Origin of the sequence: Streptomyces sp. NPDC020597, from assembly GCF_044335095.1 — a bacterium.
Taxonomy (GTDB): domain Bacteria; phylum Actinomycetota; class Actinomycetes; order Streptomycetales; family Streptomycetaceae; genus Streptomyces.
The window spans coordinates 12430-38792 of sequence record NZ_JBIRUL010000023.1; the positions used below are offsets into that span (position 1 = coordinate 12430).

Annotated in this window: 19 protein-coding genes; 9 read left to right on the plus strand and 10 right to left on the minus strand. The window is 72.0% G+C overall.

Annotated features, from left to right (window positions below; translation table 11 throughout):
* Positions 1–89: 89 nt before the first annotated feature.
* Positions 90–515, minus strand: a complete 426-nt coding sequence (locus ACH4ZA_RS30225) for a MarR family winged helix-turn-helix transcriptional regulator (RefSeq protein WP_398432577.1) — start codon at positions 513–515, stop codon at positions 90–92.
* A gap of 251 nt (positions 516–766) precedes the next feature.
* On the opposite strand from ACH4ZA_RS30225, the gene ACH4ZA_RS30230 reads away from it, so the two are divergent.
* From ACH4ZA_RS30230 to ACH4ZA_RS30245, 4 genes are all read left to right on the plus strand, one after another.
* Entirely contained in the window at positions 767–1684 is a 918-nt protein-coding gene (locus ACH4ZA_RS30230; protein ID WP_398432504.1) for an SDR family NAD(P)-dependent oxidoreductase, read from the plus strand.
* A 35-nt stretch (positions 1685–1719) separates the two neighbouring features.
* Positions 1720–2595, plus strand: a complete 876-nt coding sequence (locus ACH4ZA_RS30235) for an amidohydrolase family protein (protein ID WP_398432578.1) — start codon at positions 1720–1722, stop codon at positions 2593–2595.
* A 12-nt stretch (positions 2596–2607) separates the two neighbouring features.
* Positions 2608–4113, plus strand: a complete 1506-nt coding sequence (locus ACH4ZA_RS30240) for a long-chain fatty acid--CoA ligase (RefSeq protein WP_398432505.1) — start codon at positions 2608–2610, stop codon at positions 4111–4113.
* Between the two features lie 63 nt (positions 4114–4176).
* Positions 4177–4632, plus strand: a complete 456-nt coding sequence (locus ACH4ZA_RS30245; RefSeq protein ID WP_351682702.1) for a MaoC family dehydratase — start codon at positions 4177–4179, stop codon at positions 4630–4632.
* A gap of 91 nt (positions 4633–4723) precedes the next feature.
* On the opposite strand, the gene ACH4ZA_RS30250 is transcribed toward ACH4ZA_RS30245, so the two are convergent.
* From ACH4ZA_RS30250 to ACH4ZA_RS30280, 7 genes are all read right to left on the minus strand, one after another.
* Positions 4724–6403, minus strand: coding sequence for a histidinol-phosphatase (locus ACH4ZA_RS30250; protein WP_398432506.1), 1680 nt, complete (start codon positions 6401–6403; stop codon positions 4724–4726).
* Between the two features lie 20 nt (positions 6404–6423).
* Positions 6424–8262, minus strand: coding sequence for a LamG-like jellyroll fold domain-containing protein (locus ACH4ZA_RS30255; protein WP_398432507.1), 1839 nt, complete (start codon positions 8260–8262; stop codon positions 6424–6426).
* Positions 8263–8308: 46 nt separating this feature from the next.
* Positions 8309–11236, minus strand: coding sequence for a glycoside hydrolase family 2 TIM barrel-domain containing protein (locus ACH4ZA_RS30260; RefSeq protein WP_398432508.1), 2928 nt, complete (start codon positions 11234–11236; stop codon positions 8309–8311).
* Positions 11233–12096: a carbohydrate ABC transporter permease gene (locus tag ACH4ZA_RS30265; protein ID WP_398432509.1), complete on the minus strand. Its 864-nt coding sequence runs from the start codon at positions 12094–12096 to the stop codon at positions 11233–11235. Before ACH4ZA_RS30265 ends, ACH4ZA_RS30260 begins: the two co-directional genes overlap by 4 nt.
* Before the next feature lie 15 nt (positions 12097–12111).
* Positions 12112–13074 carry a carbohydrate ABC transporter permease gene (locus ACH4ZA_RS30270; protein WP_398432510.1) on the minus strand — a complete coding sequence of 321 codons (963 nt, stop codon included), beginning with the start codon at positions 13072–13074 and terminating at the stop codon, positions 12112–12114.
* A complete protein-coding gene (locus ACH4ZA_RS30275; RefSeq protein ID WP_398432511.1) occupies positions 13074–14360 on the minus strand; it encodes an ABC transporter substrate-binding protein in 1287 nt (428 codons plus the stop codon). Before ACH4ZA_RS30275 ends, ACH4ZA_RS30270 begins: the two co-directional genes overlap by 1 nt.
* Positions 14361–14445: 85 nt before the next feature.
* Complete coding sequence (locus ACH4ZA_RS30280) at positions 14446–15498, minus strand: PfkB family carbohydrate kinase (protein WP_398432512.1); 1053 nt, start codon at positions 15496–15498, stop codon at positions 14446–14448.
* Between the two features lie 126 nt (positions 15499–15624).
* On the opposite strand from ACH4ZA_RS30280, the gene ACH4ZA_RS30285 reads away from it, so the two are divergent.
* From ACH4ZA_RS30285 to ACH4ZA_RS30295, 3 genes are all read left to right on the plus strand, one after another.
* Positions 15625–16389: a DeoR/GlpR family DNA-binding transcription regulator gene (locus tag ACH4ZA_RS30285; RefSeq protein WP_398432579.1), complete on the plus strand. Its 765-nt coding sequence runs from the start codon at positions 15625–15627 to the stop codon at positions 16387–16389.
* Positions 16386–17723, plus strand: a complete 1338-nt coding sequence (locus tag ACH4ZA_RS30290; protein ID WP_398432513.1) for a 6-phospho-beta-glucosidase — start codon at positions 16386–16388, stop codon at positions 17721–17723. The genes ACH4ZA_RS30285 and ACH4ZA_RS30290 overlap by 4 nt, the downstream gene beginning before the upstream one ends.
* A gap of 87 nt (positions 17724–17810) precedes the next feature.
* Entirely contained in the window at positions 17811–20873 is a 3063-nt protein-coding gene (locus ACH4ZA_RS30295; protein ID WP_398432514.1) for an alpha-mannosidase, read from the plus strand.
* Positions 20874–21435: 562 nt separating this feature from the next.
* Here ACH4ZA_RS30295 and ACH4ZA_RS30300 read toward each other — a convergent pair.
* Together ACH4ZA_RS30300 and ACH4ZA_RS30305 are read right to left on the minus strand one after the other, a co-directional pair.
* Positions 21436–23124, minus strand: a complete 1689-nt coding sequence (locus ACH4ZA_RS30300; protein WP_398432515.1) for a carbohydrate binding domain-containing protein — start codon at positions 23122–23124, stop codon at positions 21436–21438.
* A 146-nt stretch (positions 23125–23270) separates the two neighbouring features.
* Positions 23271–24428 carry an ATP-grasp domain-containing protein gene (locus ACH4ZA_RS30305; RefSeq protein ID WP_398432516.1) on the minus strand — a complete coding sequence of 386 codons (1158 nt, stop codon included), beginning with the start codon at positions 24426–24428 and terminating at the stop codon, positions 23271–23273.
* A gap of 350 nt (positions 24429–24778) precedes the next feature.
* On the opposite strand from ACH4ZA_RS30305, the gene ACH4ZA_RS30310 reads away from it, so the two are divergent.
* Positions 24779–25639 carry a metallophosphoesterase family protein gene (locus tag ACH4ZA_RS30310; RefSeq protein ID WP_398432517.1) on the plus strand — a complete coding sequence of 287 codons (861 nt, stop codon included), beginning with the start codon at positions 24779–24781 and terminating at the stop codon, positions 25637–25639.
* Complete coding sequence (locus ACH4ZA_RS30315; RefSeq protein ID WP_398432518.1) at positions 25636–26352, plus strand: 4'-phosphopantetheinyl transferase; 717 nt, start codon at positions 25636–25638, stop codon at positions 26350–26352. The genes ACH4ZA_RS30310 and ACH4ZA_RS30315 overlap by 4 nt, the downstream gene beginning before the upstream one ends.
* The last annotated feature ends 11 nt before the right edge of the window (positions 26353–26363 follow it).

Genomic DNA, 26363 nt, shown 5'->3' on the forward strand with positions numbered 1-26363 from the left:
GGTCTCGGGCCGACCGCCCCGGTCTGACGGGGCCGGTCTGACGGGGGGCCGTCCGGTGCGGCGGCCCGCGGGGGAGGGGGGCCGCGACCTCAGGCGAGTCCGTCCTCGGCGATCCGCAGCAGCAGGCCGTGCAGCGCGTCGCGTTCGGCCGGGGCGAGCGGGCCGAGCAGTTCGTTCGTCACCCGCAGGCCCGCTTCGTCGGTGCCGCGCAGGAACGCGCCGCCGCCGTCGGTGAGGACGACGATCCTGCTGCGCCGGTCGTCGGGGGACGGCCTGCGCTCGGCGAAGCCCAGCTTCTCCAGATCGTCGACGAGCCCGACGATCGCGCTCGGGTCGTAGCCCAGCCGTGTGCTCAGCTCGCGCTGGAGCGCGCCCTCGGAGCCGGCGAGGAAACGCAGCACCGCGTAGTGGCGCAGCCGCAGCCCCGACTCCTGGAGGAACGTGTTGAAGAGCTGGCCCGAGCGCAGCCCCAGCCGGTAGAGCAGATAGCCCGTGTCGGCGTGCAGCGCGCGCATCCACGGCTCGTCCGCGTCGATCGGGGCGGCGTTCACTGCGTTGTCCTGGCGGGCGATGGCGGGCTCCCTGGTCTCGGTCCCCTCCCGGGGCGGTGCGTCGTACAGATTTCAGCATGACGCACGCGCAGGATGACAACAACTATTGACGACAACAATTATTGCTCTTAGCTTCGATCTCGAAGCCGTACCCCTCGTGCCGCCCGGCCGCCTCCCCGTGGCCGGCCGTACTCCCCATGTGAAGGGACACCGTCGTGCCCAGCATCGATCTCACCGGCAAGGTCGCCGTCGTCACCGGCAGCGGCCGGGGCCTCGGCCTCGCCTACGCGCACGCCCTGGCCGCCCACGGCGCGGCCGTAGTCGTCAACGACGTCGACGAGGCGGTCGCCGAGCAGGCTGTGAAGTCCCTCGTCGAGGCGGGCGGCCGGGCCGTCGCCGAGGTGGTCCCCGTCGGCACGACCGAGGCCGCCGAGCGGCTGGTGAACCGGGCCGTGGAGGAATTCGGGCGGCTCGACGTCCTGGTCACCAACGCGGGCATCCTGCGCGACAAGGTGCTGTGGAAGATGACCGACGACGACTTCGACGCGGTGATCGCCACCCACCTCAAGGGCACCTTCACCTGCGCCCGCGCCGCCGCGGTACGGATGCGCGAGCAGGGCGAGGGCGGCACGCTGATCCTCGTCGGCTCGCCGGCCGGCCAGCGCGGCAACTTCGGCCAGACGAACTACGCCGCCGCCAAGGCGGGCATCGCCGCGTTCGCCCGCACCTGGTCGATGGAGCTGGGCCGAGCGGGCATCACCGTCAACGCGATCGTCCCGGTGGCCGCGACCGCGATGACCGAGACCATCCCCGCCTTCGCCCCGTACGTCGAGGCCCTGAAGAACGGCGAGCCGTTCCCGGACTTCCTGCGCAAGGGAGAGGGCTTCGGCACGCCCGAGGACTGCGCGGCGCTCGTGCCCTTCCTGGCCTCCGAGGCCGCCCGCGGCATCACCGGCCAGGCCATCGGCATCGGCGGCGACAAGGTGGCACTCTGGTCGCATCCGCAGGAGATCCGCACGGCCTACGCCGACGGCGGCTGGACCCCCGGGACGCTGGCCGATGCCTTCCCCACCTCGGTCGGCGCCGAGCTCCAGACGGTCGGCATTCCGGCCCCCAAGTTCCCGGAGGCGTGATGAGCCCCGCCGAGACCCCCGTCCCGCCCCCCGCGATGAACGTCGACGAACTGGTCGCCATCGACGTGCACACCCACGCGGAGGTGTCCTCCAAGGGGCACTCCTCCCTGGACGACGATCTGCACGACGCCTCCTCCGCCTACTTCAAGGTCGAGGGCAAGCGCAAGCCCACCCTGGAGGAGACCGCGCGCTACTACCGTGAGCGCAGGATGGCCGCCGTGATCTTCACGGTGGACGCCGAGTCCGCGACGGGCACGGCGCCGGTGCCCAACGAGGAGGTCGCCGAGGCCGCCGCCGCCAACGCCGACGTCCTCATCCCGTTCGCCTCCATCGACCCCTTCCGCGGGAAGGCGGGCGTGAAGCAGGCCCGCCGCCTGGTGGAGGAGTACGGGGTGAAGGGCTTCAAGTTCCACCCCAGCATCCAGGGCTTCTTCCCCAACGACCGCTCGGTGGCGTACGACCTGTTCGAGGTGATCGAGGAGACGGGGACCATCGCCCTGTTCCACACCGGTCAGACGGGCATCGGCGCCGGCGTCCCGGGCGGCGGCGGTATCCGGCTCAAGTACTCCAACCCGCTGCACGTGGACGACGTCGCCGCCGACTTCCCGCACCTCAAGATCATCCTGGCGCACCCGTCGTTCCCCTGGCAGGACGAGGCCCTGGCGGTGGCCACCCACAAGCCGGGCGTGCACATCGACCTGTCCGGCTGGTCGCCGAAGTACTTCCCGCCGCAGCTCGTGCAGTACGCCAACACGCTGCTGAAGGACAAGGTCCTCTTCGGCTCCGACTTCCCCGTCCTCACCCCCGACCGCTGGCTCGCCGACTTCGACAAGCTGACGATCAAGGACGACGTGAAGCCGAAGATCCTCAAGGAGAACGCCGCCCGCCTGCTCGGGCTGACCACACCGTAAGGGGCGTGGAAGATGCGCAACGAGGGACTGGGGTCCTGGCCCGCACGCCGGGCCCGCAAGACCCCGCACCGCACCGCCCTGGTCCACGACGGCCGGCCGACGGACTACCGCACCCTGCACATCCGCACCACGCGCCTGGCGCACGCCCTGCGCGCCCGGGGCGTGCGGCGCGGCGACCGCATCGCCTATCTCGGCCCGAACCACCCCTCCTACCTGGAGACCCTGTTCGCCGCCGGCGCCCTGGGCGCGGTCTTCGTCCCGCTGAACACCCGTCTCGCCGGCCCCGAGATCGCCTACCAGCTCGCCGACTCCGGGGCCAAGGCCCTCGTCTACGGCCCCTCGCACGCGGGTCTGGTCGCCGGACTCCCCGGCCACACGGACGTGCGGACCTACCTCGAGGTCGGGGCCGAGTACGAGGAGGCGCTCGCCTCGGCGCCGGACGAGCCGATCGACACGCCGGTCGCGCCCGACGACACCTGCATCATCATGTACACCTCGGGGACCACCGGCCGCCCCAAGGGCGCGATGCTCACCCACGGCAACCTCACCTGGAACGCGATCAACGTCCTCGTCGACACCGACCTGATCGCCGACGAACGCGCCCTCGTCTCCGCGCCGCTGTTCCACACGGCGGGACTGAACATGCTGACGCTGCCGGTGCTCCTCAAGGGCGGCGCCTGCGTCCTCGTCGAGGCCTTCGACGCGCAGGCCACCCTCGGCCTGATCGAGGAGCACCGCATCACCTTCATGTTCGGGGTGCCGACCATGTTCGACCAGGTCGCCCGGCACCCGCACTGGGCCGCCGCCGACCTGTCCTCCCTGCGCATCCTGACCTGCGGAGGCTCCCCGGTGCCCTCGCCGCTCATCGAGGCCTACCAGGCACGCGGTCTGACCTTCCTCCAGGGCTACGGCATGACCGAGGCCTCGCCCGGCACGCTCTTCCTGGACGCCGAGCACGCCGTCAGCAAGGCCGGTTCGGCGGGCGTCCCGCACTTCTTCAGCGACGTGCGGGTCGTGCGGCCGGACCTGGCGCCGGTCGAGACGGGCGAGACGGGCGAGGTCGTGGTGCGCGGTCCGCACGTGATGCCCGGCTACTGGGGCCTGCCCGAGGAGACGGCCGCGGCCTTCGCCGACGGCTGGTTCCGCAGCGGCGACGCCGCCCGGGTCGACGAGGACGGATACGTGCACATCGTCGACCGCATCAAGGACATGATCATCTCGGGCGGGGAGAACGTCTACCCCGCCGAGATCGAGGACCTGCTGCTGGCCCACCCCGACATCGTCGAGTGCGCGGTCATCGGGGTGGCGGACGACAAGTGGGGCGAGGTGCCCCGCGCGGTCGTCGTCCCCCGCGAGGGCGTCACGCTCGACCCCGACCAGGTGCTGGCGTCCCTGGCGGGCCGGCTCGCCAAGTACAAGATCCCCAAGTCGGTGGCGATCGCGGACGAACTGCCGCGCACCGCCTCGGGCAAGCTCCTCAAGGCCCGGGTGCGCTCCCGGTACGGCGCCCCCTCCTGAACAACCCGCTCCCCCCGACCGACTGACCGACCCCTTTGTGAACTCCCCTGTGAGGAACGGCATATGAGCATCATCGTCAACGGCCTCGACGAGCTGAGGAAGCTGTCCGGCAGCGACCTGGGCACCAGCGAGTGGATCGAGGTCACCCAGGAGCGCATCGACACGTTCGCCGACGCGACCGGGGACCACCAGTGGATCCACGTGGACCCGGAGAAGGCCGCGGCGGGACCCTTCGGCGCGCCGATCGCCCACGGGTACCTGACCCTGTCCCTCTTCATCCCGCTCTTCACCGAGCTGCTCGACGTCCAGGGCGTCACCACCAAGGTCAACTACGGGCTCAACAAGGTCCGCTTCCCCTCGCCGGTCAAGGTCGGCTCGCGGATTCGCCTGACGGGCAGACTGACCGACGTCGAGGACGTCCCCGGCGGGGTGCAGATCACCGTCGACGGGGCGATCGAGATCGAGGGGGGCGCGAAGCCCGCGGCCGTTCTGCAGAGCCTCTCGCGGTTCTACGGATAAGGGCTGATCCGAGCACCGCAGGGTGAGGGGGTGCGGAAAGCGCGGGCCGGTCGTGCCGGCCGCGCGGTCCCCGCACCCCCTTCGGCGCGCCTCAGCTCACGACGTCCACGAAGACCGGGTTCGAGTAGAACCAGGTGTCCGCCCACGGGTCGCCGTTGCCGGGCGGGTGCGGGACCGGACCGTGCGGGTCCACGGAAGCGCCCAGGTAACCGGTTCCGTGACGGTTGCCGTCGCTGCCCCGCAGCCGGACGTAGAACGACTCGTCGCCCACCGTGAGCGGGACGCGCAGCGTGTACGTGCCCTTGCGGCCGCTCACGTCGGTGGAGCGCACCACCCTGGTGTCGGGCGCCCGCCAGGAGTCGCGGTCGGCAACCGGACCGCGCACCGCGCCGCGGATCACGTCCACGTGCGCCGGCTCCGGCAGGATCCCTTGCGGGTTGGGGCGGGAGGCGGTGGTCACCGTGATGTCCAGGGTGAGCCTCTCGCCCCGGCGCACCCGCAGCCGTCCGCCGAGGGTGACGCCCCGCCCGTCGCCGTGCCCGCGCCGCAGCCGCACCTCGAGTCCGTCCAGCAGGTGCCCGTGGTCCAGCCAGACGCGGCCCTCGCGCAGCCCCGCCATCACCGCGCGGTAGCCGTAACGGGTGACGCCCACGTGCGTGCGGCTGAACTGGCCCGGCCAGAAGTCGCTGCCCGGCTGCGGGGTGCCGGTGTTCACCGGGTCGGGCAGCCTGCCGGTGTCGTCGAAGGTCTGCCCGGCCGGCCAGTCGCCGTTCTTCCAGGTGTCGAAGACGGTCCGGTGGTTGTCGGAGTTGGTGGTGATCGTGAACAGCCGGCCCTCGGCCAGCATCGAGTCCCACAGGCCGCCCACGGTCGCGGTGGCCCAGTCGAAGCCGCCGTACGTGAGATACGCGTCCGCCGGGTACCCCGCCCAGGACTGTGCCGACGGCTTGTTCTCGTACTCGCCGCGGATCGACGTGGCGCCGCGCAGGCCCGGCAGCGCCGCGCCCTGGGCGCCGGGCGCGCCCTCCATGCCGATCATGATCTCGGGCGCCGCGTCACGCCAGGCGCGCATCTCGTGCGGGGAGTCGATGCCCAGCCGCAGCGGGTGGTTGGCGAGCACGAGGACGTCGTCGACGTAACCGGTGCGGCGCTGCTCGGCCAGCCACTTCACGGCCTTCACCGCGTGCGCCTCGTTGCGTGCGGTGTCGGCGTCGGCGGCCCCGCCCTTGTCGTACCCCAGCAGCTTGCCGTCGTAGGCGAGCTCGAACCGGGTGAGCAGGTCCACCTCGTGCGGGCCGGGCGCGGCGAACACCGTGCAGTGCTCGGCGGCCGGGATGTACCACTCCAGCCCCTGGAAGATCAGCTGTCGCGGGTTCGCGGCCCGGGCCTCGAGGATCTCCCGGTGCTCCAGCGCGGCGCCGTGGCGGGCGTGCCCGAAGTTGGCGTGCTCGTTGAACACCATCCAGTCCAGGCCGTACCGGGCGGCGGCCCGCGCCTGCTGGGAGAACGTGTACTTCGCGTCGTGGCTGTACACGGAGTGCACGTGGTGGTCGCCGACGAGGTAGGCGAGGGGCGGGTCCTCGCCGCCGCAGCCCCTCTCGCCGGCCGCGGCCGGGCCGGCGAGGGCGGGCGCGGCCGCGCCCCCCAGCGTGAACGCGGTGCCGAACAGGCCGGCCCGGCGCAGAAGCTGCCGCCGGGACACGCCCTGGGGGTCGAGCGCGGTGGAGGAGACGGTCGGGTCGGCCCAGACGGGGAGCTGCTGCTCGGTCATCACGGATTCCATGAGGTCTCTCAGTGGTTCAGGAAGGAGGTCACGGGCAGCGCCCGCGCCACGATGCGCACGTCGCCGAGGCGGCCGTGCAGGATCTGGTCGATCCGTCCGGCGTACGTGTAGCCGCCGAGCAGCCAGGGCAGCCCGACCGAGGCGATGCCGACGGCCGGGGCCTTCGGATTGCGGACCACGGGGCAGCCCTCGACGTACAGCGTGGTGTGCCGGCCGTCGTTGACGACCGCGAGGTGCCACCAGGTCTCCAGCGGCGTCTCCTGGCCCCAGTTGGTGGCGATGCCCTGCTGGTTCAGGGGACGCATCGCCCACTGCGGTTCCCGGTCGTCGGACAGCGAGAGGGTGGCGAGCGGTTCGTCCGGGTCGTCGGCGGACTTGCCCGCGGCGCCGCCCGTGCCGGTCCGGCCGACCAGACCCGACCAGGCGTGGTGCGCCGGGTCCCAGTCGGCGGGGAGGCGGTAGAACGCCTCGATGGTGTAACCGCGGGCGAAGGTCGCCGAGTTCAGCGGCGCGCCGTCGACCGTGCGCAGGTAGGCGCCCTTCAGCGGGGACTTGAAGCCCCGGAACTCCAGGCTGCCGTGGCCGGGCTGGTCGGGATGGTGGTCGGACGACCAGCCGAGCGTGCCGCCGCCGACCGCGACGACCGTGAGGTCGTTGCCCTGCCCGGAAAGGTCGCGCACGGTGCCGGAGACCGCCGAGCCGTCGGTGTGACCGTCGAACCGCCAGTAGGCCGCCGTGCCCGGCACGAGGACCTTGGCCACGGGCCGTGCCGGGCGGGCCGGCGCCGGATCGAACCCGGCGAAGCGCTCGGCGAAGTCGACGCCGACCGTGAACCGGTCCGCGTCTCCGCTCAGTTCGAGCTCCTGCCGCTCCAGCTCGCCCAGCCCCTCGGCGGCCCGGCCCAGGATCCAGGGCGAGAGGGTCTCCACGTCGATGACGTTCCGGTCGAGGTCGAAGCGGTACAGGCGGATCATCGCGGCGCCGCCGAAGTACCGGTTCTGGTAGTTCGTCAGATGCAGATGGACGTCGTGTCCGGCCGCGTTCTTCCGCGTCGCGCGGCCGGCGGGCCAGTAGTGCCCGCCCAGCGCGAGGAAGATCTGGTCGTGGTCCGCGATCAGCCGGTCCCACAGCTGCTGCCCGTACGCCGAGAGCGCGTCGTCCTCGACGACCAGCTCGTGCGTGGTCAGGATGACCGGCGTCCTCGGATGCCGGGCGAGGACCCCGGCGGCCCAGGCGTACCCCTGCTCGGACAGCCGCCAGTCCAGCGCCAGCACCATCCACTCCCGGCCGCCGGCACGGAACAGGTGGAAGGTGTTGTAGCCGTCGGGGGAGGCCCCGCCGAAGGTGGGCTTTCCCCGGAAGCGCTGCGGGCCGAAGGCCTCCAGGTACGGGGTCGTGCCGCGCTGGTCGGTCGTCGACGACTGCACGTCGTGGTTGCCGGCCAGCACGCTGTAGCCCGCTCCGCGCCGGTCCAGCAGCCCGAACGCCCCGCTGATCGCGGCGACTTCCTCGTTCGCGCCGTTCTGGGTGAGGTCCCCCAGATGGGACAGGAACACGATGTTGTCGTCCGCGCCCCGCGCCAGCAGATAGCGCAGAGACGCCTCGACCGGCGACTTGTCGATGCTCGGGCCGTCGAAGAGGTACTGCGTGTCGGGCATGACGGCGAGCGTGAAACGGCGGCTGTCGGGGTCCGGGCGCCACCGGGCCGGGACCGCCTCGGCGGCGGCCCCGGTGGCGAGGCCGGCCGTCGCGGCGGCGCCGAGCAGGGCGGTGGCCCGCAGAAAGCCGCGTCTGCCGGCGCCGGAGGGGACGGGGTCTTCCTGGGGCCGGGCATGCGAAGTACACACGTGCTGCTCCGTTGCGAAGTGCGAAGTCCGTTACCGGACAGGGGGTTCACAGGACGCGCAGGATCCAGCTCCAGCGGTGGACGCCTGCCGGGACGAGGTAGGAGGGGAGGGTGTCGGGACCGCACGACGCCGTCCCGAGGCCGCGGTGCGCGGCGTCCACGTGCACGACGCAGCCGCTGCGCGCGGTCAACTCGTCATGGTGGGCGACGGCGGTCAGGTCCTCGGCGCGATAGCGGGTGACGGAGACCTGGCGCGGCTCGTCCAGCGTGACCGCGAGGCCGGTGGCGTCCGGCGCCGAGAGCGTGAAGCGCCGCACGCCGTGCCGGCCGCCGCTCTCCTGCGGACGCAGGTAGGGGGTGAACGCCTCGTCGACGGCGAGCGAGTGATGGCCCACCGGCGCCCCCGAGGCGCGGTCGGGGTAGGACTCCCACGGGCCCTGCCCGAACCACTCCAGCAGGTCCAGCCCCGCGACCGTCTCGAAGACCGAGCCGACGCGCGGCACGTCGTCGAACTCCGCGGGCAGTTCCGCCTGTTCGTCGATCCGCAGCCCGCCCTCGACCGGCGTGAACACCTGCCGGTGCCGTACGACGCCGCCGGCGCCCGCGTACTCGGCGAGCACGCTCACGCCGTCGCCCTCCTGACGCACGGAGACCAGCCTGCGCACGAGGGAGTCCAGACCCCACGCCCGCCAGCGACGCGCCGGGCCGCCGAGCTCGTCGTTGTCGGTGGGCGCCCGCCACAGGGAAAGCGTCGGGGCGGCCGCGAGCAGCGGGTGGACGAGGAGCCCGGCGGCGTCGGTCTCGACGCGCCCGGACCCCGCGGACGCCTGCAGCGGTTCGGCCTTCCGCAGCTGCACCTGGGGCGCGCAGACCGCGGTGCCGGGCGGCGCCCACGGCAGCTCCCGGGCCGTCGTCACGCGCAGTGTCAGCCATGCCTCGCCGCCGTCCCGCGGAAGGTCGAAGGGCAGCGGCAGCACGGCCGTCCCGCCCGGCCGCAGATCGGGCAGTTCGGCGGCCGCGGTGAGCGTGCCTCCGTGGGCGAGCGACAGCTCCCACTCGCCGCAGAGCCACTCCAGACCACGGAAGTGCTGGTGGTTCGAGACGACCACCCCGTCCTCCCGCAGGCCGTGCAGCCGCACCGGCGCGGCGAGTTCCCGGTGCTCGGACATCACCGGCTTCGGGGTGCGGTCGGGGAAGACCACGCCGTCCGCGATGAACGCGCCGTCATGGTCCTTCTCGCCGAAGTCGCCGCCGTACGCCCAGCGGTACCCGGGCGCGGCGACACCGTTGTCATAGAGCCCGGCGCCCCCACGCCCGACCGGTCTCGCGTCGTTCACGTCCTGGAGGATGCCGTGGTCCCAGAACTCCCAGATGAACCCGCCCTGAAGACCCGGGGTGGCCTCGATGGCGGCCCAGTGGTCGGCCAGCGTGCCGTTGCTGTTGCCCATGGCGTGGGAGTACTCGCACTGGATGAGCGGCTTGGTCTGCCGCCCGGACAGCGCGTGCGCCACACAGTCCTCCAGCGGCGCGTACATCGGGCAGGCGATGTCGGAGGCGACCTCGGGGTCGGCCCAGCCGCGCTTGGCGGCGCCCTCGTACTGCACCGGCCGGGTCGGATCGTGGCGGCGGACCCAGCCCGCGGCCGCGTCGTGGTTCGCGCCGTAGTCGGACTCGTTGCCCAGGGACCAGACGATGACCGACGGGTGGTTCTTGTCGCGCAGCACCATCCGCGAGACCCGGTCCACGAAGGCGTTCAGGTAGCGGGGGTCGTCGGCGATCTCGTGGGCGTGGTCGTGGGCCTCGATGTCCGCCTCGTCGACGACGTAGAAGCCGAGTTCGTCGGCGAGGTCGTACAGAGCGGGGTCGTTCGGGTAGTGCGCGGTGCGGATCGCGTTGAAGCCGTGGCGTTTGAGCACGACCAGGTCGGCGCGCATGTCCTCGTGCGACACGGTCCGTCCGGTCAGCGGGTGGAAGTCGTGCCGGTTGACCCCCCGGATGAAGATCCGCTCGCCGTTGACCAGCAGGTCGCGGCCCACGATCGCCACGTCCCGGAAGCCGACCCGGTGGCGGGAGGCGTCGGCGACGGTGCCGTCCGCGCGGTGCAGGCGTACGGTCAGGTCGTACAGCTCGGGCGTCTCGGCGCTCCAGGCGCGCACCCCGGGCACGCGCGCGCCCAGCCGCACCTCGCCGAGGAAGGCGGAGACACGCTCCTCCTCGGCGTTGGCCAGGTCGAATCCGGCGTCCCGCGTCAGCGGCAGGCCGGCCAGCTCGCCGCTGACATGCCATCCCGCGGGCAGCGCGCCGCCCGCGTCCCGCACCCGGCAGTCGACGCGCAGTTCGCCGTCGGCCGATGCCACCACGTCCACGTCGGCCAGGTGCAGCGGGTCGGTGGCGTAGAGGAGCACCGAGCGGGTGATCCCGCCGTGCCACCACTGGTCCTGGTCCTCGATGTGCGAGGCGTCCGACCACTTGACCACCGTCAGCCGGACGAGGTGCCGCCCGCCCGGGCGCACGAGGTCCGAGAGGTCGAACTCGGCCGCCAGGTGGGAGTCCTTGGACAGGCCGGCCGGCCGCCCGTCGACGTGCACCAGCAGCACGCTCTCGGCGGCCCCGACCTGCAGCACGATCCGGCGTCCCGCCCACTCGGCGGGGACGTCCACGCCCCGCTCGTACACACCCGTCGGATTGGCGTCCGGCGCCAGCGGGGGCACGTCCGCGAACGGCATGCGGATGTTCAGGTACTGCGGGAGGTCGTCGGCGCCCTCGACGGACTGCATCGTCCACGCGCCGGGCACGGCCGCGCTCGACCATCGGCCGCCGACCGGCGCGTCCGGAGCGGGCAGCAACTGGAAACGCCAGTCGCCGTCCAGGGAGTGTGCTCCGAAGCGCCGGTCGACGGCGTTCATGGGCAGCCGGCCCCAGGAGGTCAGCTCGGGCGCCGACCAGGGCCGCAGCGCCAGCAGCGGGTCGGTCACTTGACGGCTCCCTTGGCGAGGTCCCCGATGATCTGGCGGGCGCCGACCGCGAACACGATCAGCAGGGGGACCAGGGCGAGCAGGGCGCCGGTCATGACCATTCCGTAGTCCGTCGTCCCGTGCGTGCCGTTGAGCTGCGACAGCGCCACCTGGAGGGTGACGTTGCCCGGATCGGTGAGGGCGATCAGCGGCCAGGCGTAGTCGTTCCACTGGCCCATGAAGGTGAAGATGCCGAGGAAGGCCAGTCCCGGCCGGACCACGGGCAGCGCCACGTGCCAGTACTGGCGCAGGAAGTGCGCGCCGTCGATGCGCGACGCGTCGAGGAGTTCGTCGTGGATGGCGCCGGTCATGTACTGGCGCATCCAGAAGATGCCGAAGGCGTTGGCGGCCGCCGGCACGATCAGCGCCGTCATCGACCCGATCCAGCCGAGCTTGGCCATGATGACGAACTGCGGGATGGCCTGGAGCTGCGCCGGCACCATGAAGATGAACATGAGCAGCACGAACAGCAACCGCTTGCCGGGGAACTCGAACTTGGCGAAGACGAAGGCGGCCAGCGAGTCGAAGAACAGGACCAGGAAGGTCACCGACCCTGCCACCAGCAGTGAGTTGAGCATCGAGCCGAGGAAGTCGACGGTGTCGAGGAGGCTGCGCAGGTTCTGCAGGAAGTGCGTGCCCGGCAGCAGCTTGGGCGGGTAGGAGAAGATCTCCGACGTGGTGTGCGTCGACATGATCACGGCCCAGTAGAACGGGAAGGCCGAGAGCAGGACGCCGAGGACGAGGACGGCGTGCAGCGCGATCCCTCTGCGGCGGGATCCGTCGATCCCGCGGATGTGCGGGGTGGTCCGGTCGGATGCCATGGTGTGCGGGCCTCCCTAGTCTTCGCCGCGGCGCTGCACCAGCCGCCAGTTGATGATCGAGAAGATGACGACGACGAGGAAGATGCCCCACGCCACGGCGGCGCCGTAGCCGAAGTCGTTGTTGTCGAAGGTCTGCTGGAAGAAGTAGAGGACCATGGTCCGGCCGGCGTGGCCGGGACCGCCCGAGAACGTCGAGTCGTTCGAGGTGTTCTGCAGCAGGACCTGGGGTTCGGAGAAGCTCTGCAGACCGGTGACCGTCGACACGACGAGCACGAACAGCAGCACCGGGCGCATCATCGGAAGGGTGATCCGGAAGAAGGTCTGCACGGGACCGGCGCCGTCCATGCGCGCCGCCTCGTACAGCTCGCCGGGGACGGTCTGCAGGCCGGCCAGGAAGATGATCGCGTTGTAGCCGGTCCACTGCCAGGTCATCAGCGTCGCGACCGCGATCCGGATGCCCCACGGGGTGTTCAGCCAGGCGATCTGGTCGAAGCCGACGGCCTGCAAAAAGGCGTTCACCAGGCCGAAGTTGGTGGAGAACACCGAGCCGAAGACGATCGCGATCGCCACCACCGAGGTGACGTTCGGCAGGAAGTAGGCGATCCGGTAGAGGGTTTTGAAGCGGACGGCCGAGTTGAGCATCACGGCCGTCACCATCGCCAGGAAGACCATGGGGAAGGTGGCCAGCGCCCAGATGACGATCGTCGTCCCGATCGAGGACCAGAACTGCGTGTCGCCGAGCAGGTACCGGTACTGCGACAGCCCCGCCCACTCCATCGGGCCGAGGCCGTCCCACCGGTGGAAGGACAGGTAGAGCGAGAAGCCGACCGGTATCAGGCCGAAGCAGAGGAACAGCAGGTAGAAGGGGGAGATCGCGGCGTAGAGGTGCCAGTGCTTGCGCCACCCCGTGCCGGGCCGGACGACGGGGGCGGGCGTCACGACGGCCGGGGGCCGTTCGACGGCGGGGAGCGTGGCCATCAGACGCTCACCCCCAGGTGCTTCGCGATGCGCCGGCAGGTGCTCATGGCGTCACTCCAGGCTTGCTCCGGGTCCTTGCCGAGGACGCCGACGTTCTTGATCTCGTCCTTGACGGGCTGTCCGAGCGCCACGTCGAAGGGACTGTTGTAGGCGACGGAGATCTTCTGCGCGGCCGGCCCGAAGACGTCCATCGTGACCTGCCCGCCGAAGAACTCGTCGGGCTCGCGCACCTGTTCCAGGCCGTACGACGCGGGGGTGGAGGGGAAGAGCCCCGCGTCCAGGAACCCCTGCGCCTGGTTGCCCGCGTCGAGCATCCAGCTGATGATCCGGAATGCCTGCTCGGGCTCGCGGCACGCCTTGGTGACCGACAGGAACGAACCGCCGTTGTTCGCGGGCCGCACCGGCATGTCGGCCACCCGCCATCGGCCCTTGGTCTTCGGAACGCCGGTCTTGAGGTCGTTGGTGGCCCAGGAGGCGCCGAGCTGGCTGGGCAGCTTGCCGTCCTCCACCGCCGACAGCTGGTCCGGGGTGCCGCTGACCAGGTTGGAGACGATCTTGCGGCGCTTGGCCTCGACGGCGAGCGCCCAGGCGCGCCGCACGTGCTCCTGGTCGCCGATGAAGTGGCGGTCCTTGTCCACGTACCGGGCGCTGCCCTGCTGCACCACGTTCTCGAAGACGCTGTTGACGTCGGTCAGCAGCGAGGTCCCTGGGAGCCGTTTGCGCAGTTGCTCGCCGGCCGCGAAGAACTTCTCCCAGGTGTCGAGCTCGCGGGAGACGTCGGCGGGTTCGTAGGGCAGGCCCGCCTTCTCGAAGACCGCGTACTGGTAGAGGTGGGCGACCGGGCCGCAGTCGATCGGGAAGCCGACCAGGGAGCCGTCGTCGGCGACGCCCTGCTCCCACTTCCACGGTAGGTACTGGCTCTTGAACTTCTCCGCGCCCAGCGTGCGCAGGTCCACGAACTGGTCGGCGTCGGGCAGGTAGGACGCCATGTCCTCGCCCTTGAGCCCCGCGATGTCGGGGATGTGGGCGCGGCCGGCGAGCGTGGTGATCAGCTTGGAGCGGTAGTAGCCGCCGATCTTGATGGCCTGGAGGTCGACCGTGCTGCCGTAACGGGACCTGGCGTTCTTGACGACGGTGTCGCCGAGGCCGCCGTCCCAGTACCACAGGACCATGTTGCGGCCGGTCGAGCCGGTCGGGACGGCGCAGCCGGCCGTCAGGCCGCCGAGCGCCGTGGCGGCCGTGCCGGCCAGGCCGGCGCGCAGCAGGCCTCTTCGTGAGAGCCGCACAGCTCCCACCGCCTTTCGGATCTGTTCGTGTCTTCGCAGACGGGGTGCCGTTCGAGGGGCGTGTGTGGAGGGGCGTCCGTCCGGCTCAGGGCCGCAGGACGGGCGGGGTGACCGGGGCGTGCCGTACGGGAGGGCCCACGTCCGCCGGGATGCGGTCGGCGAGGAAGCCGTACGCCCGCTCGAGGTCGGGGTCGGTCAGGGAGCGCCACCAGCGCCGCACGCCGTACCAGCCGGGGGCGGCGAGTGCGCCGCCGTGGTGCCGTACGGACAGTCCGGCGGCGAGGACGGCGAACCGCAGCCGCTCCGCCAGCGGCCAGCCGCCGAGCGAGGCCGCCACGAAGCTCGCGCCGAACACGTCGCCGGCGCCGGTCGCGTCCAGGACGTCGACGTCCAGGGCGGGGACCTCGGCGAACTCGCCGGTGCTCTGGTCGACCGCGACGGCGCCGTGCGCGCCCCGGGTGACGACGGCCACCGGCACCAGCTCGGCGAGCGTGCCGAGCGCGGCGAGCGCGCTGTCGGTGCGGGTGTACGCCATGGCCTCGGTCTCGTTGGGGAGGAAGGCGTGGCACAGGGCCAGCTGGTCCAGCAGGCTCGCGGACCACTGACGGGTGGGGTCCCAGCCGACGTCGGCGTAGACCCGGGTGCCGTTCGCGGCCGCCTTGGCGAGCCAGGCGCGGGGTTCGGCCTCGAGGTGCACGAGGGCCGTGCGTGCCTCGGGCGGGTCGCCCATCAGCGCGTCCTGCGAGTACGGAGGCTCCTGGCCGTGGGTGACGAGGGCCCGGTCGAAGGCCGGTGTTCCGCCGCGCGCGGCGCCGGGTCCGGGGAGGGCGAGGGCGACGGTGACGGGGGTGTGCCAGCCGTCGGCGGTGCGGGAGAGGGCGAGGTCGACGCCTTCCTGGCCGGCGAGCACTTCCCGGCAGTGGGCGCCGTAGAAGTCGTCGCCGAAGACCGTGGCGAGCGAGGTCCGCAGGCCGAGGCGGGAGGCCGCCACCGCGAGGTTGGCGATGCCGCCGGGGCCGCAGCCCATGCCGCCGGTCCAGATCTCCTCACCCGGCACGGGCGCTCGGCCGAGGCCCGTCAGGACGAGGTCGTAGAAGAGCAGCCCGGTGAGCAGAACGTCGGGCCGGTCGTCGTCCACCGCACATCCTCTCGTCAGAACTCTTCATTTCGGTGACCGGAATCGTGCGCCCCTCCGTGAGATTGGTCAATACCTCAGCAGAAGTGAGCATAGATTTGATTGAAGATGACGAGTAGTGTTCACGTCGTGCTGGCAGAACGACGACATCAACTGATCCTGCGGGCCCTGCGCGCCGGGGGCCCCGCGGCCGTGACCGATCTCTCCGAGGAGCTGGGGGTGAGCCCGGCCACGATCAGGCGCGACCTGGTCAAACTCGAGGAGGACGGCCTGCTGACCCGGGTGCACGGCGGGGCCGTCGCGGAGGAGGGCGACCAGCCCTTCGCCGAGGTGGCCGAGGTGCGCGTGGCCGAGAAGGACGCGATAGCGGCCCGGGCCGCGGCGATGGTCGAGGACGGCCAGACGGTGCTGCTCGACATCGGCACCACCGCCTACCGGCTCGCCCGGCAGCTGCACGGCCGCAGACTCACCGTGATCACCAGCAACCTGGTGGTCTACGAGGAGCTCGCCGACGACGAGGGCATCGAGCTGGTGCTCCTCGGCGGCATGGTCCGCCGTGAGTACCGTTCGCTGGTGGGCTTCCTCACCGAGGACAACCTGCGCCAGCTGCATGCCGACTGGCTCTTCCTCGGCACCAGCGGAGTGCGCCCGGGCGGGCAGGTGATGGACACGACGGTCGTCGAGGTGCCGGTCAAACGGGCCATGATCAAGGCCGGCGGCAGGGTCGTCCTGCTCGCCGACGCGGCGAAGTTCCCGGGCACGGGCATGGCGAGGGTCTGCGGTCCCGAGGACCTCGACGTGGTGGTGACGAACGGGCCGGTCGACCCGGCGACCCGGTCCTCGTTCGAGGAGGCGGGCGTCGAGGTGGTGCTGGCAGGAAAGGTGCAGGCGTGAAACTGACGATTCTGGGCGGCGGCGGGTTCCGGGTGCCGCTCGTGTACGGCGCGCTGTTGACGGACCGCGGCGAGGGGCGCGTCACGGACGTCGTCCTGCACGACCTGGACGGCGGCCGGCTGCGGGCGGTCGCCCGGGTGCTGGCCGAACAGGCCGCCGCCGTGCCCGACGCCCCCCGGGTGACCGCCACCACCGACCTAGACGACGCTCTGCGCGGCGCCGACTTCGTCTTCTCCGCGATCCGCGTCGGCGGCCTGGAGGGCCGCGCGAACGACGAGCGGGTGGCGCTCGCGGAGGGTGTCCTCGGCCAGGAGACGGTCGGCGCCGGAGGCATCGCCTACGGCCTGCGGACGGTCCCCGTCGCCGTCGACATCGCCCGCCGGGCGGCCCGTCTCGCCCCCGACGCCTGGGTCATCAACTTCACCAACCCGGCGGGGCTCGTCACCGAGGCCATGTCCCGCCACCTGGGCGACCGCGTCATCGGCATCTGCGACTCCCCGGTCGGCCTCGGCCGCCGTATCGCCCGGGTCCTGGGCGCCGACCCCAAGCAGGCGTGGATCGACTACGTCGGCCTCAACCACCTCGGCTGGGTCCGCGGCCTGCGCGTGGCCGGACGCGACGAGCTGCCGCGGCTGCTCGCCGACCCCGGCCTGCTCGGCTCCTTCGAGGAGGGCAAGCTCTTCGGCGTCGACTGGCTGCAGTCCCTCGGCGCCATCCCCAACGAGTACCTGCACTACTACTACTTCAACCGCGAGGCCGTCCGGGCCTACCAGCAGGCCGAGAAGACCCGCGGCGCGTTCCTCGCCGACCAGCAGTCCCGCTTCTACGAGGAGATGACAGACCCGGGCGCGGCGGCCCTGTCGGCCTGGGACCGCACCCGCGCCGAGCGCGAGGCCACCTACATGGCCGAGAACCGGGAGACCGCCGGCGCCGGCGAGCGCGACGCCGACGACCTCTCCGGCGGCTACGAGAAGGTCGCCCTGGCCCTGATGCGGGCCATCGCCCGCGACGAGCGCACCACGCTGATCCTCAACGTGCGCAACCAGGGCGTGCTCTCGGTGCTCGACGCGGACGCCGTCATCGAGGTGCCCTGCCTCGTGGACGCCGGCGGCGCGCACCCGGTGGCCGTCGCGCCGCTGCCCGAGCACGCCACCGGGCTGGTCTGCGCGGTGAAGGGCGTCGAGCGCGAGGTGCTGGCCGCCGCCGAGTCCGGTTCCCGGGCGACGGCGGTCAAGGCGTTCGCGCTGCATCCGCTGGTCGACTCGGTGAACGTCGCCCGCAGGCTGGTCGAGGCCTACGCCGACGTCCACCCCGGGCTGGCGTACCTTAAGTAGCCTCAGCGGGGGAAAGCGCTTTCCCCCGCTGGGCCCGCACCCGGCCTCCGGCCTTCCGCACTTCGTGGTCCCCTCTGGAGATTCCCCATGCATGACGAACGCCGCCGCATCGAGGAGCGCGTCGAGCGCGTCCACAACCAGCGCGTCAAGCCCGCCGTCTACGCGGCCACCGTGCCCCTCGAGGTCGAGGCCTGGCAGGCGCCGGGGGAGCCCGTGCCCTTCGAGGAGGCCGCGGCCGCCGCCTACCAGCCCTTCGCCATGGACACCCCGTGGGGCCCGCCCTGGGGCACCACCTGGTTCCGGATGCGCGGCCGGGTGCCCGCCGAGTGGGCCGGCCGGCGCGTCGAGGCCGTCATCGACCTCGGCTTCGTCGGCGACTGGCCCGGCAACCAGGCCGAGGCCCTCGTCCACCGCACCGACGGGACGCCGCTGAAGGCCGTCAACCCGCTCAACCAGTACGTGCCGATCGGCAACCCGGCGACGGGCGGCGAGAGCGTCGACTACCTCGTCGAGGCGGCCTCCAACCCCGACATCCTGGCGAACGACTTCGCCGCGCCGACCCAGCTCGGCGACGTGCTGACGGCGGGCGACCGGCCGCTGTACACCTTCCGCCGCGCCGACCTCGCCGTCCTCGACGAGCAGGTCTGGCACCTCGACCTCGACCTCCAGGTGCTGCGCGGCCTGATGGTCCACCTCGCCGAGCACGAACCGCGCCGCCACGAGATCATGCACGCCCTGGACCGGGCCATGGACGTCCTCGACCTGGACGACGTCTCCGGCAGCGCCGCCGCCGTCCGCGAGGTGCTCGCCCCGGCCCTGGCCCGGCCCGCGCACGCCAGCGCCCACACCATCTCCGGCGTCGGCCACGCGCACATCGACTCCGCCTGGCTGTGGCCGATCCGCGAGACCAAGCGCAAGACCTCCCGCACCTTCTCCAACGTCACCGCGCTCGCCGACGAGTACGAGGACTTCGTCTTCGCCTGCTCCCAGGCCCAGCAGTACGAGTGGGTGCGCGACAACTACCCGCACGTGTGGGCGCGCATCCAGGAGTCGGTGAAGAAGGGACAGTGGGTCCCGGTCGGCGGCATGTGGGTCGAGTCCGACGGCAACCTGCCCGGCGGCGAGGCCATCGCCCGGCAGCTCATCCACGGCAAGCGGTTCTTCATCGAGCACTTCGGCGTCGAGACCAGGGGCGTCTGGCTGCCGGACTCCTTCGGCTACAACGCCGCCTACCCGCAGCTCGCCAAGCTCGCCGGCAACGAGTGGTTCCTCACCCAGAAGATCTCCTGGAACCAGACCAACAAGTTCCCCCACCACACCTTCTGGTGGGAGGGCATCGACGGCACCCGCATCTTCACCCACTTCCCGCCGGTCGACACCTACAACGCCCGCTTCAGCGGCGAGGAGATGGACCGCGCGGTGCGCAACTACTCCGACAAGGGCGGCGGCACCCGTTCCCTCGCCCCGTTCGGCTGGGGCGACGGCGGCGGCGGCCCCACCCGCGAGATCATGGAACGGGCCCGCCGGCTCGCCGACCTCGAAGGCTCGCCGAAGGTCGTCATCGAGCACCCGGACGACTTCTTCGCCCAGGCCCGCGCCGAGTACCCGGACGCCCCCGTGTGGGTGGGCGAGCTCTACCTGGAGCTGCACCGCGCCACGTACACCACGCAGGCGCGCACCAAGCAGGGCAACCGGCGGTCCGAACACCGCCTGCGGGAAGCCGAGTTGTGGGCGACCACGGCCGCACTGCACGCGCCGGGCCACGCCTACCCGTACGAGAGGCTGGACCGGCTCTGGAAGACGGTGCTGCTGCACCAGTTCCACGACATCCTGCCGGGCTCCTCGATCGCCTGGGTGCACCGCGAGGCCGAGGCCGAGTACGCCAGGGTCGCCGCCGAACTGGAGGAGCTGACGGCCGAGGCCGTGGCCGCGCTGGGCGCGGGCGCCACCCGCGTGTTCAACACGAGTCCCCACGACCGCGCCGAGGTGGTCCGCACCTCCGCCGGGGCCCCGGCGTACGTGGAGGTGCCCGCGAGCGGCAGCGCCCCGCTGGCCGCCCCGGCCGTCGGCACGCCGCAGGCCGTGACGGTCACCGGCCGCACCCTCGACAACGGACTGGTCCGGGTGGAGGTCGCGGCGGACGGCACGCTGTCCTCGGTGCGCGACCTGCGCGCGGACCGCGAGGTCCTGGCCGGCCCCGGAAACCTGCTCCGCCTGCACACCGACCTGCCCAACTACTGGGACGCCTGGGACATCGACAAGCACTACAAGAACCGCTTCACCGACCTGCTCGACCCGGACTCGGTCACCGTCGTCGAGGACGACCCGCTGCTCGGCGCGGTGCGCGTCACCCGCTCCTTCGGCAGGGGCTCGACCCTCACCCAGACGATCACCGTCCGGGCGGGCAGCTCGCGGATCGACATCGAGACCGACATCGACTGGCACGAGGCCGAGAAGATCCTCAAGGCAGCCTTCCCGGTCGACGTCCGTGCCGCGCACTCGTCCGCCGAGATCCAGTTCGGGCACGTCCAGCGGCCCACCCACACCAACACCACCTGGGAGTCGGCCCGTTTCGAGGTCTCCGGCCACCGCTGGGTGCACGTAGGCGAACCCGGCTACGGCGTCGCGGTCCTCAACGACTCGACGTACGGCCACGACGTCTCCCGCACGGTCCGCGAGGACGGCGGCACGACGACCACGGTCGCCCTCAGCCTCGTGCGCGCCCCGCGCATCCCCGACCCCGAGGCCGACCAGGGCCGGCACCGGTTCACGTACTCCCTGCTGCCGGGCGCCACCATCGCGGACGCGGTCGCCGAGGGCTACGCCCTCAATCTGCCGTTGCGCGTCGCGGAGTCGGCGGGCGCCGCGGAGCCGGTCGTGTCGGTGGACGGCGACGGTGTCACCGTCGAGGCCGTCAAGCTCGCCGACGACCGGTCGGGCGACGTCGTGGTGCGGCTGTACGAGTCCCACGGCGGACGGGCCCGGGGCGTGCTGCGCACCGGCTTCCCGCTGGCCGGGGCGCAGGTCACCGACCTGCTGGAACGTCCGCTCGAGGACGGCGCGGCGGCGACGGTGCACGCCGACGGCACGATCGGGATCGCCCTGCGGCCCTTCCAGATCCTCACCCTCCGCCTGCACCGCGCCACCTGACCCACGGCGCCCCGCCCCACCGGACGGGCGAGTTCCGGCACTCGTCCGGTGGGGGCGAGGGAGCGGTGGAATCCGGCCCGGGCCGGGCGGTCGACCTGTGGCCGCCCGGCCCGCGGACGCGGGCCGCGGCGTCCCGAAGTCCCCACGGGCGGGGCGCGGTTCGGCGTGTCCGCTCGGCACGCCGTGACGTCGCCCGTTGCGCCGGTCTCCCGAAGGAGTCCACGGCGCGGCTGCGACCCCGGTGTGCTCTTGGAGACGTACCCGGGGCCTGGACGTCCCTGACGCACGGTCGGGCCGGTCGGCCGCTCCCCGTGACAGCGGCCGACCGACCCGATCCCCCCGTGCCCCGAGGATCCCCCGTCGATCCCCGGAGCGTCCCCCGTCGATCCCTGTGCTTCCCCCGCGGGCCGGCGCTCCCCCCGCGGCCCTTCACCCTTGAGAGTCCGCAGGTGCGCCCCTGATACACCCTCCGCGGAAAAAAGTCCCCCGGACCGGGATCCGGGGGACTTCCACGGCCGTGGGGGAGGCTTCGGCCGGGCTTCCTCGGCTCGCGCCGGGAGCCTCAGCCGGTGAAGCCGGCCGTGATGGAGGTGAACTGCCAGGTGCTCTGGCTGATGCCGGAGCAGTTGCTCACCACGCCCCCGCCCGGGCACGGCCGGTCGCGGTTGACGGCCCAGTAGGCGAGCCGAGCGATGTGGTGGGAGTTGGCCCAGTCGCGGATCTGCGTCCAGATCGCCGGGGTGGTGTTCTCCTGCTGGTCGGAGAGGCCGTTCATGCCCGAGATGCCGATGTGGGCGTACGCGGTGGCGTCGTCCCAGCCGAAGGTGGACTTCAGCTTGTTCTTCAACCCCTCCGTGGCGTTCACGGTGTTGCCGTACATGTCCGAGCCGCCGCCGAAGTCGAACGGCATGATGGTGAAGACGTCGATGTCCGCGCCGAGCGACTTGGCCTGCTCGATGAGGCGGTTGCCGTAGTACGTCGGTCCGGTGGTGCCCGTCCCGAAGGTGACGACCGTCTTCAGGCCGGGATTGTCGGCTTTCACGGTCTTCAGCGCGGTGAGGATCCGTGCCTGCACGGCCTCGTTCTCGAACTCGTCGGTGTTCTCGATGTCCATGTCGACCGCTTTGAGCGAGTAGGCGTCGATCACCTTCTGCAGGGCGCCCGCGAGCGCGCTCGCCGAGGAGCAGTTGGCGCCGAGCTTGCTGCCCTGCCAGCCGCCGAACGAGGGCACGATGTCACCGCCCGCCGAGCGGATCTGGTTGATGACGCTCTGGTCGACCCCGCCGGCCAGCGCCCGGTTGCCGTCCCACAGGGGGTTGCAGCCGCCGCCGTCCAGCACGAACGCCATGGTGAACCACTTGACGCCGGTCGCGTTCATCACCGTGGTCACGTTCGGCGGGTCTCCCCACCCTTCGAACAGGTAGGGCGCGGCCTGCTTGAACCCGGCGCCGCCGCCCCCGCCCGCGCTGGTGGTGACGGACACGGAGTTGGAGGCCGCGGAGGTGTTCCCGGCGGCGTCGCGCGCCTTCACGGTGAAGGTGTACGCCGTGCTCGCGGACAGCCCGCCGACCGTGGCGGCCGTGCCGGAGACGGTGAGCGCCTTCGAGGACCCTCTGTAGACGTCGTAGGACGTGACGCCGACGTCGTCGGTGGCGGCGTTCCAGGACAGCGACACGCTGGAGGACGTCTTGCCGGTCGAGGTGAGCCCGCCGGGCGCGGTCGGCGCCTGCGTGTCCGTGCCGCCCCCGCCGCCCGGCCCGTCGAGGCTGACGTCGTCGGCCTGGTAGGCGCCCTGGGCGTACCAGCCGTGGACGTAGATCGTGGCGCTGGTCTGCGAGGCCCCGGTGGTGAAGGACACCGACAGCCTGCTGTACGCCGAGGGCGACGACGTCCAGGTGGACGCGCCGCCGTCGACGCCGAGGTAGACGTAGGAGCCGCGCACCCAGCCGGTCAGCGCGTAGGCGGTGTTCGGCCGGACGGCGACGGTCTGGCTGCACTTGGCGTTGTCGCTCGAACTCACCGCCCCCGTGAGGGCCTTGGATCCGCTGTGAGTCGGGGACGAGACGACGGAGCCGAGGTTGCCCGTACAGGTCCAGGGCGCGAGGGCGCCCGACTCGAATCCGGGGTTGGCGAGGACGTTGGCCGCCTGGGCGGTGCCCGGCAGGGCCACGGCGCCGGCGAGGGCGAGCCCGGCGGTGCCGAGCAGGGCGAGGAAGCGACGCCAGGGGCGTTCGAGGAGTGTGCTGCGCACGCGATCTCCCTGAAGGAATGGGGGTGTTCGGGAGTGCAGGGGAGTGCAGGGGGTGCGCAACAAAGTTGGTATGGACCAATCCGCCTGTCAAGACAACAGGTAGGATTGGTCCATACCGGTGAGAGGAATATCCGTTTCGGGGGCTCTCAGAGCGGCAGTGCCTGCGCCGCCGGAGCCGGAGTCACCTCGACGGAGTCGGCCGGTGCGGGCACGGCCGGCAGCAGCGGCTCGGTGGGCGCCACCTCGTCCAGGCGCTGGTGCGGCAGCGTCACCGCGCGCAGCGGCCGGGGGCCCGACACCACCGTGTAGTCCTGTCCGAGGAACGGCGGCACGATCACGCCCGGGTCCTCGCCGAGCGCCAACTGCACAGCGGCCCAGGGGGCGTTGATCCCGCACTGGGACAGCTGGTGCAGTCCGCCGGCCGGGCGGGTGTTGACGTCCATCAGGACCGGCCGGTCGCCGAACATCCGGAACTGGACGTTGGACAGGTAGTGCAGCCCGAAGCCCTCGGCGACGAGCCGCGCCGGCTCCAGCCACTGCTCGTGCAGCGTGAAGCCCCGGCGGCGGCCGTTCTTCGTCCGGCCGACGGCCATCCGCAGGACGTTGTCCGGGCCGGTCAGGCAGTCCACGGACACCTCCGGCTGCTCCAGGCGCGGCATGACCAGCCAGTCGACCTGCTCCCCGTCCTGCTCCTCGGCCTGCCTCAGCACCTCGACCACCGCGTCGAGTTGGACGTACGGGCTCGGGAAGCCCGTGAGGTGCGACAGCGAGAAGGGCGCCCGGGTGATCATCCGGAAGCCGACGCCGCCCGCGCCGGACGCCGGCTTGAAGCACGGCTTGTGACCCGCGTCCTCCAACTCCTCGACGGCTGCGACGAGTTCGTCCGCCGACCGGATCCGGTACCACGGCGGCACGGGCACGCCGATCGCCTGCACGGCCTCGTACGCGATCACCTTGTCGTGGAAGACGGCGACCGCCTCCGGCGGCGGCGCCAGCAGCGCGGTGCCGACCGCCTCGAAGTCGGCGCGGTGCGCCACGATCGCCGACTGGTGCAGCCGGGGCACGAACACGTCGATGCCGCGGCGCCTGCACTGGGCCAGCGCGTACTCGACGTACGCGGCCGGGGAGAGGCCCTCCGGCTCCAGTTCGGCGGTGTCGGCCGCGGCCAGCACCGGGGAGTCGGCGTCACCGTGCGTGGCATGGATCTCGACGGCGCGGTCGCTGGGATTTCGTCGCAGCTGATCCGTGAAGAACACGTTCTCCGCGTACGTGCGGTTGAGCCAGACGCGTACGCGAGAGACCATGCGAGGCCGCCTTTCACGGTTCGCGGGCAGGGCGAAGCAGGCCCGGCCCGGGCAGGGGGAATGGTGGGTCACCAAACCGCCCTGCGGAAGGGACGTCCATGGCGGTGGTGTTGGGGCGATCATACGGCTTCCCGGGGGTGCCGCGTGCAACGCGGGTGTTACGGAATTGCCGATCTTGTTCACGTGCGGCGTCCGGTCCGGTAATGGGGTGCTCCGGCGCAGGTGGAGCCCGGTGCCGGACTCGCGGACGACGTGATCCGACCTTGTACAGGGGCCGCGAATGTGTTCTCTTGGGCACACTGGTGTGTGCATCCAAATACGGAGCGTGGGCTCCTGAGCGGGGGTGTGAAGTGACGTCGACGGCCGGTGCCGCCGGGCGACTCCTGGCCATCAGCGATCTGCACATCGGCTATGCGGAGAACCGGGCCCTCGTCGAGGCCATGGTCCCCGAGACGGACGAGGACTGGCTGCTCGTCGCCGGCGACGTCTCGGAGAGCACCGACGACATCCGCTGGGCGCTGAAGACGCTCGCGAGCCGCTTCCGCAAGGTCGTCTGGGCTCCCGGCAACCACGAGCTGTGGACGTTCCCCACGGACCCGGTCACCCTGCGCGGCGTCGCCCGCTACGAGCACCTGGTGGACCTCTGCCGCGACCTGGGAGTGACGAGCCCCGAGGACCCCTACCCGGTGTGGGAGGGGCCGGGCGGCCCGGTCGCCGTCGCGCCGCTGTTCCTGCTGTACGACTACTCGCTCCTGCCGGCCGGCTGCACGACCAAGGAGGAGGGGCTCGCCTACGCGGAGGGCACGGGCATCGTCTGCAACGACGAGTACCTGCTGCACCCCGATCCGTATCCGAGCCGCGAGGCCTGGTGCCGGGCCCGGGTCGCCGAGACCGGCCGGCGGCTCGCCGCGATCCCCGTGGACCTGCCGACGGTCCTCGTCAACCACTACCCGCTGCACCGTCACCCGATGGACGTGCTGTGGCACCCCGAGTTCGCCATGTGGTGCGGCACCGCCCTCACCGCGGACTGGCACCGGCGGTTCCGCGTCGAGGCCATGGTCTACGGCCATCTGCACATCCCGCGCACCACCCGGCAGGACGGCGTCCGCTTCGAGGAGGTGTCGGTCGGCTACCCCCGCGAATGGCGCAAGCGGCCGCAGTCGCCGGGCCGTCTGCGCCGCATTCTGCCCCGGGAGGCCGAAGCCTCGTGATCGATGAACTGTTGCCCGCCTCGGTGGTGGTGGTGGAGGCGTTCGGCGAGGAGGGCGTCCGCGAGTTCGGGAACACCGCGCTGTACCCCGAGGAGCAGGCGCTGCTGACGCGGGCGGTCGACAAGCGGCGCCGCGAGTTCACCGTCGTGCGCGGCTGCGCCCGGCGCGCCATGGAGAAACTGGGGGTGCCCGCGCAGCCGGTGCTGCGCGGCGAGCGCGGCGCGCCGTGCTGGCCGGACGGCGTCACGGGCAGCATGACGCACTGCGCGGACTACTCCGCCGCGGCCTTGGCGCGGGCCGCGGACCTGGCCTCGCTCGGCATCGACGCCGAACCCGACGGGCCGCTGCCCGAGGGAGTGCTGGGCGCGGTCGCCCTGCCCGAGGAGACGGCGCGGCTCGAACGGCTGGCCGCGGACCGCCCCGAGGTCAACTGGGACCGGATCCTGTTCAGCGCCAAGGAGTCCGTCTACAAGGCGTGGTTCCCCCTCACCGGCAAGTGGCTGGACTTCGACGAGGCCGACATCGACCTCGCGGCCGACACCCGCCACGCCGTCGTCGACGCCGGACCGGCCGCGGGAGCGCAGGGCGCCTTCCGGGCCCGGCTGCTGGTCCCGGGGCCGGTGGTCGGCGGGCGCCGGGTCGGGTACTTCGACGGCCGCTGGGCCGTACGGCAGGGGCTCGTGGCCACGGCGGTGACGGTGCCGCACGGCTGAGACGGCCGGCC

Excerpts from the sequence above, each read along its gene's own strand:
- ACH4ZA_RS30270 (WP_398432510.1), bottom strand. The coding sequence starts at position 13,074 with ATGGCCACGCTCCCCGCCGTCGAACGGCCCCCGGCCGTCGTGACGCCC.
- ACH4ZA_RS30305 (WP_398432516.1), bottom strand. The coding sequence starts at position 24,428 with ATGGTCTCTCGCGTACGCGTCTGGCTCAACCGCACGTACGCGGAGAAC.
- ACH4ZA_RS30295 (WP_398432514.1), top strand. The coding sequence starts at position 17,811 with ATGCATGACGAACGCCGCCGCATCGAGGAGCGCGTCGAGCGCGTCCAC.
- ACH4ZA_RS30265 (WP_398432509.1), bottom strand. The coding sequence starts at position 12,096 with ATGGCATCCGACCGGACCACCCCGCACATCCGCGGGATCGACGGATCC.
- ACH4ZA_RS30235 (WP_398432578.1), top strand. The coding sequence starts at position 1,720 with ATGAACGTCGACGAACTGGTCGCCATCGACGTGCACACCCACGCGGAG.
- ACH4ZA_RS30225 (WP_398432577.1), bottom strand. The coding sequence starts at position 515 with ATGCGCGCGCTGCACGCCGACACGGGCTATCTGCTCTACCGGCTGGGG.
- ACH4ZA_RS30250 (WP_398432506.1), bottom strand. The coding sequence starts at position 6,403 with ATGACCGAGCAGCAGCTCCCCGTCTGGGCCGACCCGACCGTCTCCTCC.
- ACH4ZA_RS30240 (WP_398432505.1), top strand. The coding sequence starts at position 2,608 with ATGCGCAACGAGGGACTGGGGTCCTGGCCCGCACGCCGGGCCCGCAAG.
- ACH4ZA_RS30245 (WP_351682702.1), top strand. The coding sequence starts at position 4,177 with ATGAGCATCATCGTCAACGGCCTCGACGAGCTGAGGAAGCTGTCCGGC.